The sequence below is a fragment of the Mesobacillus jeotgali genome, from assembly GCF_002874535.1.
GTDB lineage: Bacteria > Bacillota > Bacilli > Bacillales > Cytobacillaceae > Mesobacillus > Mesobacillus jeotgali.
Genome location: NZ_CP025025.1, coordinates 436477 through 452382, shown reverse-complemented (window position 1 = coordinate 452382; position 15906 = coordinate 436477). Strand labels below are relative to the sequence as shown.

Here is a 15906-nt window from a genome sequence, read left to right as displayed (position 1 = left end):
GACTTACCTTTTACGAGACTGGTATGTAAAAAGTTTCAAAATTAACCAATTTTATAATTTGTTGGGAGTATTTCTTTAAAAAAATCCTTCTCGTGCATGGAAAAGCCAAATGAACAAAAAAACAGCCTCAAATAAGAATTAGAGACTGTTTCTTCAATATTACTTAACTTTTTAGCATCGGCCGCCAAAACAACAACGCCATAACCTTCGTATGATGCAGTAGGCAAACAGGATGACGACGATAACTCCAATAATCCCTACAATTGTACTTATAGAACCAGCCCATGCAGCTCCCCCAAGGACAAAACCAATCAGTCCAAAGTAAGACAACAGAATCAATCCTACCCCCACAAGGACTCCAAGAAACAATTCGAACACGCTGCATGCAGCATGAACACCGTTACTCATATGCTTCACCTCCAAACTATTGTTCACCTTCATCATATGCATGTACCAGAATGCTTGTTTATGTATAAAAGTAAAAGGGGCGATTATCATATTCATTTATGCCTTACACCCATATTTTCATCTAGACTGAAAGTGGTTTATGATGGAATTATCCAGAAGAACAGGAGAATAGTAATGGAGAAACAGCAAACAAGCTTAAAGCCTTTCATTTCACTGATTTTATCGACGAATATTCCGAAGGCGGCTCTTTTCACCGGACTGGCTGCGAGTATCATCACTACTCTGGCTGGTCTGGTGGTTCCGCTTCTGACGAAAAATCTGGTCGACGGCTTTTCTGTTGAGGCGATTAGCGTTCCGCTTGTCATTGCGATTGGCGCTGCCTTCGTTATTCAGGCATTGATAAGCGGTATTTCCATCTACCTGCTTAGCTATGTCGGTCAAAAGGTAGTGGCGAGGCTGCGGGAACGGATGTGGTCGAAGTTGATCCGTATGCCCATCCGCTACTTTGACAAGCAGTCCAGCGGTGAAACGGTCAGCCGGATCGTCAATGATACGAGTATAGTAAAAGAGTTGATCACGAATCATTTTCCGAATTTCGCCACAGGGATCATTTCCATCATCGGTGCTGTTGTGATCTTGCTCGTCATGGATTGGAAAATGACCTTGCTGATGCTCATTTCCGTGCCGCTCACACTGGCCATTATGATGCCTCTTGGCAGGAAAATGGCTAAGATTGCACGAGGGTTGCAGGACGAGACGGCTGTTTTCACCGGACATATCACCCAGACTCTCGGTGAAATCCGCTTGATGAAAGCTTCAACCGCAGAAAAAATTGAAGAGGACAACGGCTATGGCGGAATAGATAAGCTCTTCAACTTTGGGTTGAAGGAAGCGCGAATCTTCGCGTTGATTGGTCCAGTCATGCAGCTGATGATCATGGTCGTCATTGTCATCATCATAGCGTACGGCGGAATGCGCGTTGTGAATGGAACGATGTCGACAGGTGCGTTCATCGCCTTCTTGCTTTATTTGTTCCAAATCATCATGCCGATCACTTCGTTCGCCATGTTCTTTACCCAGCTGCAAAAAGCAAAGGGCGCGACAGAAAGGATCATTGAGATTCTCGACCAGCCGCTTGAAGAAGGCCAGGAAGGAATCGAAACAAACATCAGCAACCTTCCGATCACCATCGATCATGTCAGCTTTGCCTACAGTGAGGAAGAGCCCGTCATTGAAGGAGTGTCATTGGATGCCCAGCCCGGACAGATGGTAGCTTTCGTCGGCCCAAGCGGCGGTGGCAAGACGACCATGTTCGGCCTGATTGAACGTTTTTACGAACCGACAAAAGGAGAAATCCGGATTGGTGACACGCCGATTCAGAAACTATCGCTCACCTCCTGGCGCAACCAGATCGGATACGTTTCACAGGAAAGCGCGATGATGGCCGGAACCATCCGCGAAAATCTGTATTACGGTTTGGAAAACGGAGATCAGATTCCGGATGAACAACTGTGGGAAGTCGCAAAAATGGCCTATGCAGACCAGTTCATCGCAGATTTCCCTAAAGGACTCGATACCGAAGTCGGTGAACGAGGCGTCAAACTATCGGGGGGACAAAGACAGCGGATTGCGATTGCACGCGCCTTCCTCCGCGATCCGAAAATTCTGATGATGGACGAAGCGACCGCCAGCCTTGACAGCCAGTCGGAAGGCATCGTCCAGCAAGCCTTGACCCGCCTTATGGAAGGGCGGACGACATTCGTCATCGCGCACAGGCTCTCGACCATCGTCAATGCGGATAAAATTGTTTTTATCGAAAAAGGAAGAGTCACTGGTATGGGCACACATCAGGAATTGATTCAAACGCATGATTTGTACAGGGAGTTTGCACAGCAGCAGCTGGCATAACCATAAAGAAAGGAGGTCCGCCGTAATAATGGCAGGACCTCCTATTATTTTCTCGGCAACAAGCCAGTACCCCTAAACAAAAATAATCTCCTCAGTTGCCCTATAGTCCCTTGGTGACAGGCCAACGTATTTTTTGAATGTGCCGCTGAAATAATTAGGAGTGTTGTATCCAAGCTCCTCGGCGATGGCTTCCACGGTGTGGTCGGTGTGGCGCAGCATCCAGACAGCCCGCTGCATGCGGACGAAGGTGACATGCTCGACGAAGCTTCTACCGGTTTCTTGTTTAAAAATACGACTGAAGTATGGGACGCTCAGATTGATTTGATCGGCAACCTGCTTGATTGACAAATCCTCCGTACAGTACTGGGAAATGTACTCGGCGCACTTTTGGATTTGCACGTCCTTCGTGATTTCCTCAAAATAGCGAAGCTGCAGTCTTTCGTATGGCGATGTCCGTCTTGCTTTACATGCTTCTTTATACGAATGGTGCAGCAGCAGTGGTTCACGATATACCGAGCCTACACCAATATAAAGTTGAATCCCATATTCACTTTCCAAAGACTCAATTGTCTCAAGGAGACGCGCTTCTCCCTCTTTCCAATGCTTCAATGAACCATACTCTGACGGCACTTGGAGCAGCATGAGCAGATGTTTCCTATAGGATAGGAAGGTGAGCTGATCCCCTTCAAACTCCTTTTTTAAAAATTCCTGGATTACCGTTGGCGCCTGCCAGCCTTCTTGTATTCGTCCAGCTGGACAGCGGACGAAACCCTGGATAAAAACGACGACATTCGGTACAGCCTCTTCTGACAGGAAAAAGCGGGATTGCAGAAGCTCCTCCTCTGTCTTCACATCCCCTGACAAAAGTCTCCGTAAAAAAGCTTCCCTATATGGCAAGGCATTGCGCGCAATACCCTGATCCGCATCGAGATGATGGAATGATTCCTCGCTTTCTGCGAATCTGGTATTCTCACTTTCAATCTCTTCGACCGCTCGTTTTAAGGTGCGTAAAAAAATTCGTTTTTTCACCGATTTTACCAGCAGGTAAGTTAGCTTGAACTCGATTGCCAGCGGCGAGGTGTGCAAAAGTGACGGGTCCAGCAGCGGAATGATCCGGCAGCCATTATTCCGTTTACGGAACCGGTGAATTTTTATCCAATCATGCCATTTGTTCACTTCAATGATCGCTAGATGTATATCATTCTCTTCGTTTACGAGCTCACAATTCTCCTGGCATTCTTCTAATATCCACGCGGCCAGCTTACCATACTCCCCTTCATCTTCAACACCAAGCCAAATTGAATGCAACCTTCACACCCCCCTGTTTATTCACATCGGTGAATAAAAATTTAAATTATATTAAATATTTGTATATTTCTGATAATTTATTGTAAGGTATTGGACAATTCTCTATCGTACAATCAATTTAATCATATCATGGCTTACCTAAAGGAGGGAAATCTTGATAACGGGAAAAGCCAAATTTTTAACTAGGGGGAGTCATAATTGGCAGGGGAGTATCGGGAGTATAATTATGTAGCGGCTGATACAATTGACGTCAGCGAGCTCGAGCCGCTTGATCCAGAAACAAAGCAAATCATGAAAAGTGAATTCAGTACTGGCATTAAACTTACGCTCTTTTACTATGTATTCATTCTTTCCATTCCTATTTTGAATTGGTATGCTGGTGAGTTCATGTTCTCCCGAATGTGGGGCGGCATGACCTACAGCTGGTTCTTCACAAGCATTGTCGCGATGGCGATGGCGTTCGTCATTGCACTCATCCATACGACTTTGTATGAGAAACGCCTAAAAAACCAAGCAGAACAATCCCCAGCTCCTGCTGATGGAAGGAGGATTGGCTGATGTCGACATTCCTTGAGCCAAAATTCCTGTTAACATTGATTTTGATGGGTACCATTGTGTATATCACTTATCTTACTAAAAGAAGTGCGACTGCTTCTGACTACTTCGTCGGGGGACGCAGCTTCGGCTGGTTCACTAACGGCTCGGCGATTGGCGGCGACTATTTGAGCGCAGCCACCTTCCTCGGGATTGCCGGCCTGACCTATCAGCTCGGCTATGACGGTGCTTACTATGCTTTTTGCTTCTCGATCGGCTTGACACTCCTTGCGATTTTCGTCGCTGGACCGCTTCGCCGTTTTGGAGCCTATACAGTCGCTGACTTCTTGGCCTACCGGTTTCACAGCCGACGTGCCCGCCTTGCAGCCGTCGCTGTCGTACTCGCTATTTCCGGTTTCTATGCGGCCCCACAGCTGCTTGGTGCCGCTCAGATCCTGAGCATGTTCTTTGGGACTAGCTACGAATTCGGAATTATTTTTACATGCTCCGTCATGATCTTCTATGTAGGAATCGGCGGCATGAAGGGGACTACCCTCAACCAGGCACTTGAATTATGGATTCGCCTTGGCGCATTCCTTCTTATGGTCGGCGCAGCCATCTGGGGCGGACTTCACTATCAGGATATCCTTGCGTCAATTAATGAGTTCAAAGGAACGATCACAGGTACAGCAGGCTTCACGTCCGATGGAAAAGATATTCCGTTCGACGGTTCTGTCTGGACTGGAACAGGCAACTACTTCCCGTCCTTCTGGCAAACCATTTCGATGACCATCGGACTTTCACTTGGTACGATCGGACTTCCGCACATCCTTTTGCGCTTCTACACAAACCCAAGTGCAAAAGCTGCCCGCCGTTCTGCCTTGATGGCAATCGGAATCGCGAGCGCGTTCTTCCTGTTCGCTGTTTACCTTGGAGTAGTAGGACGCTCTATCTTCTTGACTGGCGAAGCTGATCCAGCTGTCATGAAAGATCTGATTGCCGGCGGCAACAACATGGTTGTCCCGTCAACAGCACAGGCCCTTGGAGGAGAATGGCTGCTTGGCCTTGTCATCGCCGGTGCATTCGCGGCTGTCTTCTCGAACCTTTCCGGGCTGTTCATCGCAAGCTCTGGTGCCCTGGCCCATGATTTGTACGCAACCTTCTTCCGTAAAAACATTACTGAAAAAGAGCGCGTCATCGCTGGTAAACTTTCAATCATTGTTCTTGGCGTTTTGTACGGTGTACTTGGTCTGATGGTAAAAGAAGCCTCCATCGGACACCTGGTCGCCCTCGCATTCACCGTTGCGGCCAGTACGTTCACACCAATCTTTATCCTGGGTATCTGGTGGAGAGGCATGACGGAAAAAGGAGCGATCGCCGGTCTGGTGCTCGGTCTAGTTTCTTCCATGTATATGATCTTCTTCAAGACGACACTGCCAGAGTTCCTGCAATTTAACGTACCAGGAATCATCACCGTACCAATCGGATTCCTGTCCGTTTACATCGTCTCCAAGCTTGACCGCAAAGTGCCTTCTGACGTGAACGAATTCATGAAACAAGTTCACTCCAAAGAGTCCGAAGCAGCGTAATCGTTCTGATTTAGGTTAAATGACAATCGAAATGGCGTGCCAAAACTGACATCAGTTTTGGCACGCCATTTTAATGTTTTATGATGGCTAACACTTGTTAATGCAATATGGAAATTTATTTTGTTCTTACCAGTGTACTTGAAGTTTATTACCATTTGGATCATAAAAGTGGAAATACGAATGACCGTTATCTTCTTGTATATCCTCGACATTAACTTGATTATTAATTAGGTGCTGATGAAATTCGGATAGTTTTGGGCTTGTAAAGCCAATACTAAAAGCTGGTTCCTTATTAACTGTAAAGTGTGCAAATGTTTCATCGTCAGTTGGAACTAAGATAAGTAAAAAAGCTCCCTCATTAACTTTAAAAATCGCAAATGGATCATCAGTAATGTTTAATAACTGAATCCCTAATACATCTCTATACCATTGTACAGACTGTTCCAAATCTTTTACAGGAATTCTAATATAATGTACTTGTTCAATAAATGATGGACTCATATCTATCCCTCCTTATCTTTAATCGGGTCTATGAAATAATTCTCTTCTTTGCGACTGTCTCCTTCCAAAATATAGAATTAAATTACTCTAGGATTATCTTATATTTACTTAATATTTCTTCTGGAATATGGCAATAATCATTTGGACATCTAGCTAACCGATCTTGATGTTCTTCTGCACTTCTCACATAGTTTGTAAGAGGTAATACTTCAACAACTATAAGGTCGTAATCATTTCTCTCACTAAGAAACGCCTTCGCCTCTTTTAAGTGTTCAGGGTTTTCACTATATACTCCGGTTCTGTATTTCTTGCCAACATCCTGTCCTTGTTTATTCAAACTGTAGGGATCAATAATTTCAAAAAAATAGCCCATTAATTCCTTCATTGTTACTACCGTTGGATCAAATCCTGTTTTTACACATTCGGCGTAGCCATCATAATCACCATCAAGTGTTTGAGTTGTTCCATTCGCTCTCCCCGCTTCTGTAAACTGAACTCCAGGTAAGGTTTTTATAAAAGCTTGAACTCCCCATAAACATCCACCTGCAAAATATACTATTTCCATATTGATTCTCCTCTTTGTAAAAAAGAATAACTCCAGTTACTATGAAAACTACTGTTTTAAACACCTTCGTAGTAGTATTCAATAAAAAAAGCATGAATCCCTTCTAAGATTCATGCTGCTAACAACTGTTCACACAAAGAGAAGCCAAGATTTACTCCCTGGCTCCTTTTTAGCTATATAGACTCCGCAACCATCTTTGAGGACTCCCCCTGTGTTTCCACATAAAGTGTCCGGCTTGGGAAGGCTACGGAAACTCCTTCTTCTTCGAGGATTTCCATGATAGCAAAGTTGATTTCTTCTTTTACTGCCAGGTATTCTGCCCAGACAGTTGTTTTCGTGAAGAAATATAGGAAAATGTCAAGGCTGCTGTCATTGTACTCATCAAATTTTACAAAAATCGTATCTGGATGGATGTCGTCATTCGATTTCAGCATCTCTTCAATCCTGAGGATCGTTCTTTGCAGCTTCACTCTCGGCGTGTCATACGTAACACCAAGCTTGAAGGTGATTTGCCTTTTCCCCATTTTGCTCCAGTTTGTAATCGATTCATTTGCTAATATGGCGTTTGGAACCGTGACCACAGCCTGCGCGAAGGTTCGGACCCTTGTGCTTCTGAAGGAAATGTCCTCAACTGTCCCCTCAACACTCGGTGTCTTAATCCAATCGCCAATCGTAAAAGGTTTTTCCGTAATAATGATGATTCCGCCGAACAGATTTCCGATTGCGTCCTTTGCAGCGAGCGCGAACGCCAAGCCGCCCAATCCAAGTCCAGCAATGAATCCGTTCACATCATACTCAAAAACCTGTGCAATAATACTGATACTGATCGCGACGATGATGAACCGAATAGCCTTAGAAAAAAACGGAATCAAAATCTGGTCGATTTCCATCTTAAAACGATCATTGATTTTCATGAAAAGTAACGATGAACCCGAAGATAGATTATAGAGTCCCCATGTAATCAGCATGATGATTGAGGCTCTAATAATCTTTAAAAATAGCCGATTCGATTGCTCCATAAACGGAAAATAATCCGCGGCAACATAGATTCCTATAATAATAAACAACCACCGGATCGGCTGCTCAAAAGCCACGGTTACACTGGAGAAAAGTTCAGTCGGTGTCTTCTGGCCCAACTTCAGCATCAGTTTGAACACATATTTTGTGAAGAGCTTCCTGAATAAAAGGAATAAGAAGAAGATTCCTACGGAAATCCCCAGACTTTCAAGCACTTCATAAGACAAAAAGTTTTCCCACCAGGTCATTTCGTCATTCCCCTCTCTATTTTTTGCTCGTTCCATCATAACATATTTACTCCTTAGTAAATTTCTATGAAAAAAATGGTTATCAATGATTTTAATCACTACTTCCTTTTTCAGTAAGTGTTATTTTAATCATGAGAAACATTATCAGTTATAACCAATACACACTCTAGGAGGAAATATAATCATGAGTGAAATGATAAATAATCGTGAATTGAAAGCAATGGATCCATCAAGGCGAAAGGCGACTTTAAAGCAGCTTTTCAAAGATCTGCATGATGGGAAAAATGTGAATGAGGTTAAAGCTCATTTTGATGCTTTTATTGGAAAAATAACCATCGAGGAAATTGCCGGACTTGAGCATGTCGAGCTGATCGATGGCGATATATCCGTTACCGAAATGCAGCGTATTTATGCAGCACACTCCGAACTTTTTAAAGGAGCAATCGAAGAGAACAACTCAGTGTACGGACCTGAAAACCAGCCTGGCCACCCGGTCCATACATTCGAAATGGAAAACCGTGAGATTGAACAGTTTTTACAAAATAGACTTCGAGTTCATCTTGAACAATTTGCAATTGAAGACAGCGCTGAAAATATCAACCTTTTGCTGGAGGACTGCAATCTGCTCTATGACATTGATAAGCACTACAGCCGCAAGGAGAACTTAATCTTCCCTTACCTCGAGAAGTACGGAATCTACGGTCCGACGACGAATATGTGGCGGATCGATGATTTCATCCGCGACGGAATCAAACTGGCAAAGAAAAAGCTTACAAACTATGATGGCAATAAAAATGGCGTCATTGAAGAGGTGCAGTTTGTCCTTAGAGAGGTTAGCGAAATGATTTACAGGGAAGAAAACATCCTCTTCCCAATGGCACTGCAGAATTTCACGGAGGATGAATGGGTGAAGATCGCCCATGAAAGTGACGAAATCGGCTATTGTTTGACGTCACCAACTGAGGAATGGAAGCCTGCCCGCAAACACCTTGACGCAGAGGCAATCTCTGACGGCTATATCAAAATGGAAACGGGAATCCTGTCATTGAAGCAGCTCGAGCTGCTGCTGAACCATCTGCCTGTCGATATTACTTTTATAGATCAGGATGATGTCGTTCGCTATTTTTCACATGGTAAAGAACGAATTTTTGCGAGAACAAAAGCAGTCATCGGCCGCACTGTCCAGAATTGCCATCCGCCGAGAAGCGTCCATGTTGTCGAGGATTTGCTGCGTGACTTCAAAGCTGGCAAAAAAGACACCGAAGACTTCTGGATCAAGGTCCGCGACAAATTTGTCTACATCCGCTACTTTGCTGTCCGGGATGAGGACAATCAATATATCGGAACCCTCGAATTCACGCAGAACATCAATCCGATTCAAGCGCTTGAAGGTGAAAAAAGGATATTGTCGTAACAAGAAAAGGAGGCCCTTATAAACTGGGCCTCCTTTACTTTATACTCCCTCTTCCAGGCTTACCTTTGGATTTTTTTTCATCAAAGGAACCAAAACCATAATGCCAATAAAGAGCAGAACTGCCGCTGTTTCATAAATGTAAACAATGGAAAGATGCGTTTTAAGCCAGCCCGCTGCCGACATGGTAATGACCATCGCCCCCATGAAGACTGGGTTAAGGATGCCATTCACCCTGCCAATGAAAGATTCTTCCGTGTTTTGTAAAATCATCGTATTGATGCCGATGTGAATGCATGGCATAAACAATCCTGAGAAAAATTGTGCCGTCAATGTCAGCCAGAATACGGTTGATAACCCCATCCCGATGAACCCGATCGCACTGGCAGCCATACCAATTGCCAGCAGCACCTGCGGCTGAACCTTTCTCGAAATCGCAACTGTGATGCCGCCTCCAAGAATCATCCCCACTCCGAATGCAGCCATTAGCCATTGTAGATCTTCCTTAGGAAGTCCCAATCTATCTGTAATTAGGAAAACGCCAAGCGGCTGGGTCAAACCAATGGCGAGTCCTGCTGCCGCGAAACATCCGCCCAGCAATGACAACGCCCTGCTGTTCAATACATAGCGGAATCCCGCCTTCATCTCTTCCATCAAAGTTGTTTTTGGTTTTTCAGCAGTTGGTTCCTTATCTGCCGGCAGCAACAACAAGACAGCTGCGGAGCAAATGAAGGCAATCCCCATAACAGCGACAGCCGCGAGAATTCCGAAACGCTGATAGACAAAGGTTCCGAGGATAGGCCCCAGAATCATAAAGAGCGCAAAAACGGTCTGGTACATCGACATTCCCATCTGAACAAGCTCCATCGGTACATGCTGCTTGAACAGCTTCATTCCCGACGGCTGTGAAAATTGCGATAGGATGGAAGAAACCAATGTCGCGAAGAAAATCATTTTCCAGCTGCCAAAAAACAATGTCAGCAGCACCGCGAAAACAGATACTGCACTTAAAACATCACACCAAATCATCGTCCTCTTCGGCCGCCAGCGATCCGCAAACGTCCCTCCTATGAACGAAAACAAGAAAATCGGCGCAAATTCGGCAACGGATATTAAAGAAACCGCAATCGCGTTACCATTCGTTTTCTCAATCACATACAAGAGAATCGAGTAATTCCGGACCCAGATCCCGATCTGCAGGAAAAGCACCGACAACAAGATTGTCCGGATTACCTGATTTTTAAACAATGCACCCATGCCAACATTTTGGTCATGCGTAATTTCCGCCATAAAAAAACCCCCCTATTCCTGACTGGATAGAGAGCAGACCTTAACCATTAAAAGAACACAGACCATGCCAGGGCATGATCATATTTAACATTGGGTTCTCAGAAGGCAAGCCTAATCCTATCCAGAAAAATTGTGTATTTCAATTCATTCTCAAACAGGATTAGTTATTCATCGCCCCAAGTCACCCTTCCACAAAATAGTATTACCATACTACCCGAAAACACATCCCGAATCAATACGGTAGGAAGCATGAGGATGATGTAGATTTTGGTCTATCGGAAGTTTTCTCCTTCTTTCCCTTCCGGTTTGTCCGATAGACCCTTTCTATCGGACACTTCTCCCTTCTTTCCCTTCCGGTTTGTCCGATAGAGCTCTTCTATCGGATACTTCTCCCTTCTTTCCCGTCCGGTTTGTCCGATAGAGCCTTTCTATCGGACACTTCTCCCTTCTTTCCCTTCCGGTTTGTCCGATAGACCCTTTCTATCGGACACTTCTCCCTTCTTTCCCTTCCAGTTCGTCCGATAGAGCCTTTCTATCGGACACTTCTCCCTTCTTTCCCTTCCGGTTTGTCCGATAGAGCCCTTCAATCGGACATTCACCGCGTCTTTCCCTCCAGGTTTGTCCTATAGAGCTCTTCTATCGGACATGCTCCCCTCCATTTCCGTCCCGTTTGTCCGATAGAACACCTTTGGCGGCCAACTTGATTAAATATTTCCCTCCACCATGTCCTTTTCCCCTCCCCGCCTGTATATAGAAGGTGAAAGGAGGTGAGGCAAATGGCAATGGCGATGTTGAAGGATTCTAATATCAGGCTGATGTTTGAAGCAGGTATTGACGAAAAAGGCGAGCCGATCTTCAAGGGCAAGACTTACCGCTATGTGAGAAAGGAAGCTACTGCTGACCAGGTTCAGCAGGCGGCAGTCGCTCTTGGTGGTCTTAGCGCTAACTTATTAAGCTCTGTGGAGCGTAATGACAGCTTCGATATCATCTAATCTGGCAATCTACTCTTTTATTAGGAGGTGAAAAATATGGCTAAAACTCTTGAGTTACAATTCGCTACTGACCTAGGCAAATACGCCAAGCTAACGGTTGATAACCCGACGGAGCCGGTGGATCCGGCAGCTGTCAAGCTGGCAATGGAACAGATCATTGCTTCCAACGCATTCCTGCCAGTGAATGGCACCCTTGTTTCCGTTCACAGCGCACGCGTCGTCGAACGCAACGTAACCGAATACGAACTAGTGTAATGAAAGTGAGCCGGTCTTTTTCTAGAGACCGGCTCTTGTTTTAAAGCATTCAAGGAAGGAGGATACGCACATGGATCAGCTGATTCCATTCATCTCGGATGTCGGGTTCCCGATTGTCGTCACGCTGTACCTGCTTCACCGAATCGAAGCCAAGCTGGATACAGTCGTCCAATCGATCCAGGGTCTGCCCGCTCGATTGCAGGAACGGCAAGAGCCAGAGCCGGTTTACACCCAAAAGGCAATCCGGGAAATCAATCACTAAACATTTGAAACCATCACTCTTTTAAAAAGAGGGTGGTTTTTTCATTTAATCAAACGTTTGATTAAAATATTTACATAATCACAAAAGAATTATTGGAATTATATGTTAAAATATAATCAGTGATTTATTCGGCTTGCTTTGCTTGGCTGACTGACTTGAAGGCTTAAGGGGGTCTAAAATGGCAGCTATTATTTATAATGTCATTTTACTTGTTAGTTTCATATTTTTATTACGAAAAAAAGAAGATACAGAAGCATATTTTCCGTTAAAAATCATTGGATACTTTTTATTAGGCTCGTTTGCCTTTAATTTGAATCAAGTCTCTATACCGCTTGGGTTTATCTTGTATCTACTGTTTTTTCGTCCCAAGTTAAATGCACATGCAAAACGGATGGCTGCTGTTCTTGGTGTTTTTTCCTTTATCATTGTCCACTGGATTTTCCCGTTTGGCTTCAATCAATGGGAGGGTCGTTCCATTTTCATCAAGCATGAATTGGGCTCCGTATATACGATGGATTTTCAAGATGAATATGAGCTGATTAAGCAGGAATTAAATCTGGAGAACCACTTTTTGAGACTCGGAGACTTTAATATGGAATATCTTGAAGATGGCAGCATTACAGAAATAAGGTGGCAGCTGGTACGGCAAGATGACAACGAGTTCTCTCTTTACCAAATCCGATATGATTCTGGCAGGAGCAGGTATCAAGTTACGAAAAGCCGGACCGATACTTGGCTCCAGTATGATCGATTAACTGATGCTGGTCGTTTCTTTGAAAATCTTGCTGTACTAGATATTAAGGAACTCACGAAAACGAAGGGCAGTTTTTCATTCTACTCAATCCAAAGTTCCGGCGAACGGGTCTTTTATGGAGAAGAAGATCGAACTGATTTCTTTGTATCAAATGGAGAAATCCAGGTACTAGATGATGAGCAATTGCCAGTTGGAGGTTATATTGTTTCAACCTTTGCAATGAAAAAAACAGAAGAAGAAAAAGATGATCAAGGAAGAATAGTTCATGAAAGCTTTGAAAGCACCGAATCATCTAGTTATCTTTTTGATGTAGAGTTTGGGGAGTAAAAAAAGCTCCCAAAAGACAAAGAGAGCGGCCTTGCGCCGCTCTCTTAAACAATATTGGCAATGCCATCGCTTACTTGACCGGAATCCACACTTCGGAGTAGTAGTCCGGATCTGCCGCGTTCCCCGCCGTATATACCTCTAGTTCGGGTGTTCCGGCATGCTGGTATCCGCTGGACGGGAACCATTCCGTAAAAATTTGCTTCCACACTTTTTGCATCGCGTCTGGCATCGGTCCGTGAACTTCGAAAATCACCCACTTGGAAGCCGGGATTTCCATCTTCAAATAGCCGTCTGGTGTTTCACCTTCATACGCAGCCGCAACCCAGTAATCCATCCGCTTATCCTGGACATTGCTTTGATCTACACAAACACCAAGGACTCCTTTCACCGGCCCATTATTTTCACCTAACAGATAATCGCTCGTTCCATCCTGATTAACCTGACCCCACATTTTTGGGATCCCAGCCAGATTCTCCCCGTTACCATAAGAAAATCCCTGCTTAATCCCAATCACTTCAAAACTTTCCTGCTCCACCACTTTATATTGCATCGGTTCCGCTCCCTTCAAACTCACCTGAATTCCCAGGCGGCTATAAGATTTCAGCTTTCCAGTGTACTTCCTTGCTTCACTTGGGGAAATGCCATGCTGTCTGCGAAAAGCCTTTGTAAATGCTTCAGGAGTGTCATAGCCATATTTCAGCGCAAGGTCAATGATCTTTGCTTCGGTGTTGCATAGTTCACCGGCTGCCAGCGTCAACCGCCTCCGTCTGATGTACTCGCCAACAGAAATATCCGTTAAAATGGCAAACGTCCGCTGAAAGTGAAATGGAGATGAATTTGCCTGTTTCGCAATAGCTTCCATAGTCATATCATCCAGCAAGTGTTCCTCCATATAGTCAATTGCCCTCTGTAGTGATTCAATCCACGCCATACAACTCACTCCCTTAAAAACATCCTATCAAGATTCCGTCGAGCTATCCGGTCAATTCTTGCTCACTTATGTCAGTATTTTTCTATAAGAGGATGCCCTTTCCCTTTCCCAAAGGAGGAAATTTTTCAGCATCAAGTGATCCTGACGTTCACTTAACACGTTAGCTTAGCAAACTCTAAAATTACATCTTTAAATAAATAGGTTATGATGTTACAAAATACATATAGAAGGAGAAAGTGATGAGCGAACATGATATCGAGCTTTATGCACGTTTGCAGGCAAAAGACAAACGGGCACTTGAACTCTTATATGATCGATATGAAAAGCTTCTGTTTTCGTTCGCATACAGGATGACAGGCAGGCGTGACCTGTCAGAGGAAATCGTACAGGATGTTTTCCTCAAACTGTGGACGAAACCAGGGATGTATGATGATACGAAAGGAAAATTTTCTTCCTGGCTCCTGACCGTCACCAGATATGCTGCTATTGATTGTCTCCGTAAAAAGGATGAGAACCATGTGGAACTTGAGGATCGTGATGCTTTGAAATCCTCCGGGCCTTCAGTGGAAGAAGTGGCAGAGTGGAAAGAAAAACGCCATGAGATCAGGACAGCCATCAATCAACTGGCTGAAGAACAGAAGCAAATTGTTGAACTCTTTTATTTTAAAGGACTTTCACAGCAAAAAATCGCTGATACTTTCGAGATCCCTCTGGGTACGGTAAAAGGGCGCATACGATTGGCACTTAAGCATCTTCATAAAAAAATCGGCGGAATCAAGGAAGGGAGGGATCATAGCTATGACCGACCATAAGACATGTGAATGTTTACTGGATTATTTTAATGACACACTGACAGACGAAGAAAAATCACAGTTTGAGCATCATCTAGCCACTTGCAAAGATTGCCGGGATGAGCTGCAGGAACTGAATATGCTGACAGCTGACCTTCCTTTTTCAGCAGAACTGATAGAGCCAAATGAAGGAATGAAGGACCGGGTCCTTGCTTCTGTTTTTGAAGAGACAGAACAACCTCAGGAATTTGAGAAGACAGCAGAAACTACGAAATTTGAGAAGACAGCAGATACTAAGGAAATTGAAAAAACAGCGGATACTAAGGAAACCAAACGCCGAAGTTACAGATGGCTTCAGCCTCTTCTGGCCGCGTCATTGCTTCTCTCTCTATCGGCTAACGCATACTTCTATTTGAACCAAAATGGCCAGGAAATCAGCAATCCACCGCGGGAAGGAACGGATGAAATCGTAAAGCAGGTTCAATTGGCGGTTTCGGAAGGATACGAAGGAAATGCTGAAGCAGCCATGATCAAAAAGGAAGAAGGAATGGCTCTTGTTGTCCAGGCGAGCAATCTTAAGCCTTTAACCGGCACTGAAGCCTACCAGGTTTGGCTGATCGATGAAGCCGGCGAAAAGTTCAGGGCAGGAACTTTCCGTACAAACTCCGAAGGCAATGGTGCCGTTACGTACTCGGTTAATTACGAAGGGGAGCATAATTGGACCACAATCGCGGTCACGCTTGAACCTACTCCTGACAGCAAACAGCCAAAAGGAGAGATTGTTTTAGCCTCTCAGTTATAAGATGAAATTTGAA

Annotated in this window: 17 protein-coding genes; 10 read left to right on the top strand and 7 right to left on the bottom strand. The window is 44.5% G+C overall.

Annotated features, from left to right (window positions below; translation table 11 throughout):
- Positions 1-171: 171 nt before the first annotated feature.
- Positions 172-408 carry an ABC transporter gene (locus CD004_RS02220; RefSeq protein WP_158651463.1) on the bottom strand — a complete coding sequence of 79 codons (237 nt, stop codon included), beginning with the start codon at positions 406-408 and terminating at the stop codon, positions 172-174.
- A gap of 174 nt (positions 409-582) precedes the next feature.
- Here CD004_RS02220 and CD004_RS02215 point away from each other — a divergent pair, with 174 nt between their 5' ends.
- On the top strand, positions 583-2316 hold the full coding sequence (locus CD004_RS02215; protein ID WP_102261277.1) for an ABC transporter ATP-binding protein: 1734 nt from the start codon (positions 583-585) through the stop codon (positions 2314-2316).
- A gap of 72 nt (positions 2317-2388) precedes the next feature.
- On the opposite strand, the gene CD004_RS02210 is transcribed toward CD004_RS02215, so the two are convergent.
- Complete coding sequence (locus tag CD004_RS02210) at positions 2389-3624, bottom strand: helix-turn-helix domain-containing protein (RefSeq protein ID WP_102261276.1); 1236 nt, start codon at positions 3622-3624, stop codon at positions 2389-2391.
- A gap of 198 nt (positions 3625-3822) precedes the next feature.
- On the opposite strand from CD004_RS02210, the gene CD004_RS02205 reads away from it, so the two are divergent.
- Positions 3823-4182, top strand: coding sequence for a hypothetical protein (locus CD004_RS02205; RefSeq protein ID WP_102261275.1), 360 nt, complete (start codon positions 3823-3825; stop codon positions 4180-4182).
- The gene (locus CD004_RS02200; RefSeq protein WP_233434929.1) at positions 4182-5747 is read left to right on the top strand and encodes a sodium/solute symporter; all 1566 of its coding nucleotides are present in this window, start codon (positions 4182-4184) and stop codon (positions 5745-5747) included. The genes CD004_RS02205 and CD004_RS02200 overlap by 1 nt, the downstream gene beginning before the upstream one ends.
- 126 nt (positions 5748-5873) lie before the next feature.
- Here the strand turns inward: CD004_RS02200 and CD004_RS02195 are convergent, their stop codons facing one another.
- From CD004_RS02195 to CD004_RS02185, 3 genes are all read right to left on the bottom strand, one after another.
- Positions 5874-6248 carry a VOC family protein gene (locus CD004_RS02195; RefSeq protein WP_102261273.1) on the bottom strand — a complete coding sequence of 125 codons (375 nt, stop codon included), beginning with the start codon at positions 6246-6248 and terminating at the stop codon, positions 5874-5876.
- A gap of 82 nt (positions 6249-6330) precedes the next feature.
- Positions 6331-6813 carry a peptide-methionine (S)-S-oxide reductase gene (locus CD004_RS02190; protein ID WP_102261272.1) on the bottom strand — a complete coding sequence of 161 codons (483 nt, stop codon included), beginning with the start codon at positions 6811-6813 and terminating at the stop codon, positions 6331-6333.
- 173 nt (positions 6814-6986) lie between these two features.
- Positions 6987-8117, bottom strand: a complete 1131-nt coding sequence (locus CD004_RS02185; protein ID WP_324782482.1) for a mechanosensitive ion channel family protein — start codon at positions 8115-8117, stop codon at positions 6987-6989.
- Between the two features lie 145 nt (positions 8118-8262).
- On the opposite strand from CD004_RS02185, the gene CD004_RS02180 reads away from it, so the two are divergent.
- Positions 8263-9492 carry a DUF438 domain-containing protein gene (locus CD004_RS02180; RefSeq protein WP_102261271.1) on the top strand — a complete coding sequence of 410 codons (1230 nt, stop codon included), beginning with the start codon at positions 8263-8265 and terminating at the stop codon, positions 9490-9492.
- A gap of 39 nt (positions 9493-9531) precedes the next feature.
- Here CD004_RS02180 and CD004_RS02175 read toward each other — a convergent pair whose 3' ends face one another.
- The gene (locus CD004_RS02175) at positions 9532-10779 is read right to left on the bottom strand and encodes an MFS transporter (protein WP_102261270.1); all 1248 of its coding nucleotides are present in this window, start codon (positions 10777-10779) and stop codon (positions 9532-9534) included.
- A gap of 776 nt (positions 10780-11555) precedes the next feature.
- On the opposite strand from CD004_RS02175, the gene CD004_RS02170 reads away from it, so the two are divergent.
- The 4 genes from CD004_RS02170 (at position 11556) to CD004_RS02155 (ending at position 13369) form a co-directional block, all read left to right on the top strand.
- Positions 11556-11771, top strand: a complete 216-nt coding sequence (locus tag CD004_RS02170) for a DUF1659 domain-containing protein (protein ID WP_102261269.1) — start codon at positions 11556-11558, stop codon at positions 11769-11771.
- Between the two features lie 36 nt (positions 11772-11807).
- Complete coding sequence (locus CD004_RS02165; protein ID WP_102261268.1) at positions 11808-12026, top strand: DUF2922 domain-containing protein; 219 nt, start codon at positions 11808-11810, stop codon at positions 12024-12026.
- Positions 12027-12096: 70 nt separating this feature from the next.
- Positions 12097-12288 (top strand): YvrJ family protein, encoded by a 192-nt coding sequence (locus CD004_RS02160; RefSeq protein ID WP_102261267.1) that lies wholly within the window; start codon positions 12097-12099, stop codon positions 12286-12288.
- 178 nt (positions 12289-12466) lie between these two features.
- Entirely contained in the window at positions 12467-13369 is a 903-nt protein-coding gene (locus tag CD004_RS02155) for a hypothetical protein (RefSeq protein ID WP_102261266.1), read from the top strand.
- A gap of 70 nt (positions 13370-13439) precedes the next feature.
- Here the strand turns inward: CD004_RS02155 and CD004_RS02150 are convergent, their stop codons facing one another.
- A complete protein-coding gene (locus CD004_RS02150) occupies positions 13440-14300 on the bottom strand; it encodes an AraC family transcriptional regulator (protein WP_102261265.1) in 861 nt (286 codons plus the stop codon).
- Between the two features lie 239 nt (positions 14301-14539).
- Between CD004_RS02150 and CD004_RS02145 the strand changes: the two genes are divergently transcribed.
- Positions 14540-15112, top strand: coding sequence for an RNA polymerase sigma factor (locus tag CD004_RS02145; RefSeq protein WP_180321270.1), 573 nt, complete (start codon positions 14540-14542; stop codon positions 15110-15112).
- Positions 15099-15893 (top strand): anti-sigma factor, encoded by a 795-nt coding sequence (locus CD004_RS02140; protein ID WP_102261263.1) that lies wholly within the window; start codon positions 15099-15101, stop codon positions 15891-15893. Before CD004_RS02145 ends, CD004_RS02140 begins: the two co-directional genes overlap by 14 nt.
- The last annotated feature ends 13 nt before the right edge of the window (positions 15894-15906 follow it).

Bases quoted from the DNA above. Each gene is read 5' to 3' on its own strand.
- CD004_RS02140 (WP_102261263.1), top strand. From the start codon at position 15,099: ATGACCGACCATAAGACATGTGAATGTTTACTGGATTATTTTAATGAC.
- CD004_RS02200 (WP_233434929.1), top strand. From the start codon at position 4,182: ATGTCGACATTCCTTGAGCCAAAATTCCTGTTAACATTGATTTTGATG.
- CD004_RS02150 (WP_102261265.1), bottom strand. From the start codon at position 14,300: ATGGCGTGGATTGAATCACTACAGAGGGCAATTGACTATATGGAGGAA.
- CD004_RS02160 (WP_102261267.1), top strand. From the start codon at position 12,097: ATGGATCAGCTGATTCCATTCATCTCGGATGTCGGGTTCCCGATTGTC.
- CD004_RS02215 (WP_102261277.1), top strand. From the start codon at position 583: ATGGAGAAACAGCAAACAAGCTTAAAGCCTTTCATTTCACTGATTTTA.
- CD004_RS02190 (WP_102261272.1), bottom strand. From the start codon at position 6,813: ATGGAAATAGTATATTTTGCAGGTGGATGTTTATGGGGAGTTCAAGCT.
- CD004_RS02220 (WP_158651463.1), bottom strand. From the start codon at position 408: ATGAGTAACGGTGTTCATGCTGCATGCAGCGTGTTCGAATTGTTTCTT.
- CD004_RS02145 (WP_180321270.1), top strand. From the start codon at position 14,540: ATGAGCGAACATGATATCGAGCTTTATGCACGTTTGCAGGCAAAAGAC.
- CD004_RS02185 (WP_324782482.1), bottom strand. From the start codon at position 8,117: ATGATGGAACGAGCAAAAAATAGAGAGGGGAATGACGAAATGACCTGG.
- CD004_RS02165 (WP_102261268.1), top strand. From the start codon at position 11,808: ATGGCTAAAACTCTTGAGTTACAATTCGCTACTGACCTAGGCAAATAC.
- CD004_RS02180 (WP_102261271.1), top strand. From the start codon at position 8,263: ATGAGTGAAATGATAAATAATCGTGAATTGAAAGCAATGGATCCATCA.
- CD004_RS02155 (WP_102261266.1), top strand. From the start codon at position 12,467: ATGGCAGCTATTATTTATAATGTCATTTTACTTGTTAGTTTCATATTT.
- CD004_RS02175 (WP_102261270.1), bottom strand. From the start codon at position 10,779: ATGGCGGAAATTACGCATGACCAAAATGTTGGCATGGGTGCATTGTTT.
- CD004_RS02170 (WP_102261269.1), top strand. From the start codon at position 11,556: ATGGCAATGGCGATGTTGAAGGATTCTAATATCAGGCTGATGTTTGAA.
- CD004_RS02195 (WP_102261273.1), bottom strand. From the start codon at position 6,248: ATGAGTCCATCATTTATTGAACAAGTACATTATATTAGAATTCCTGTA.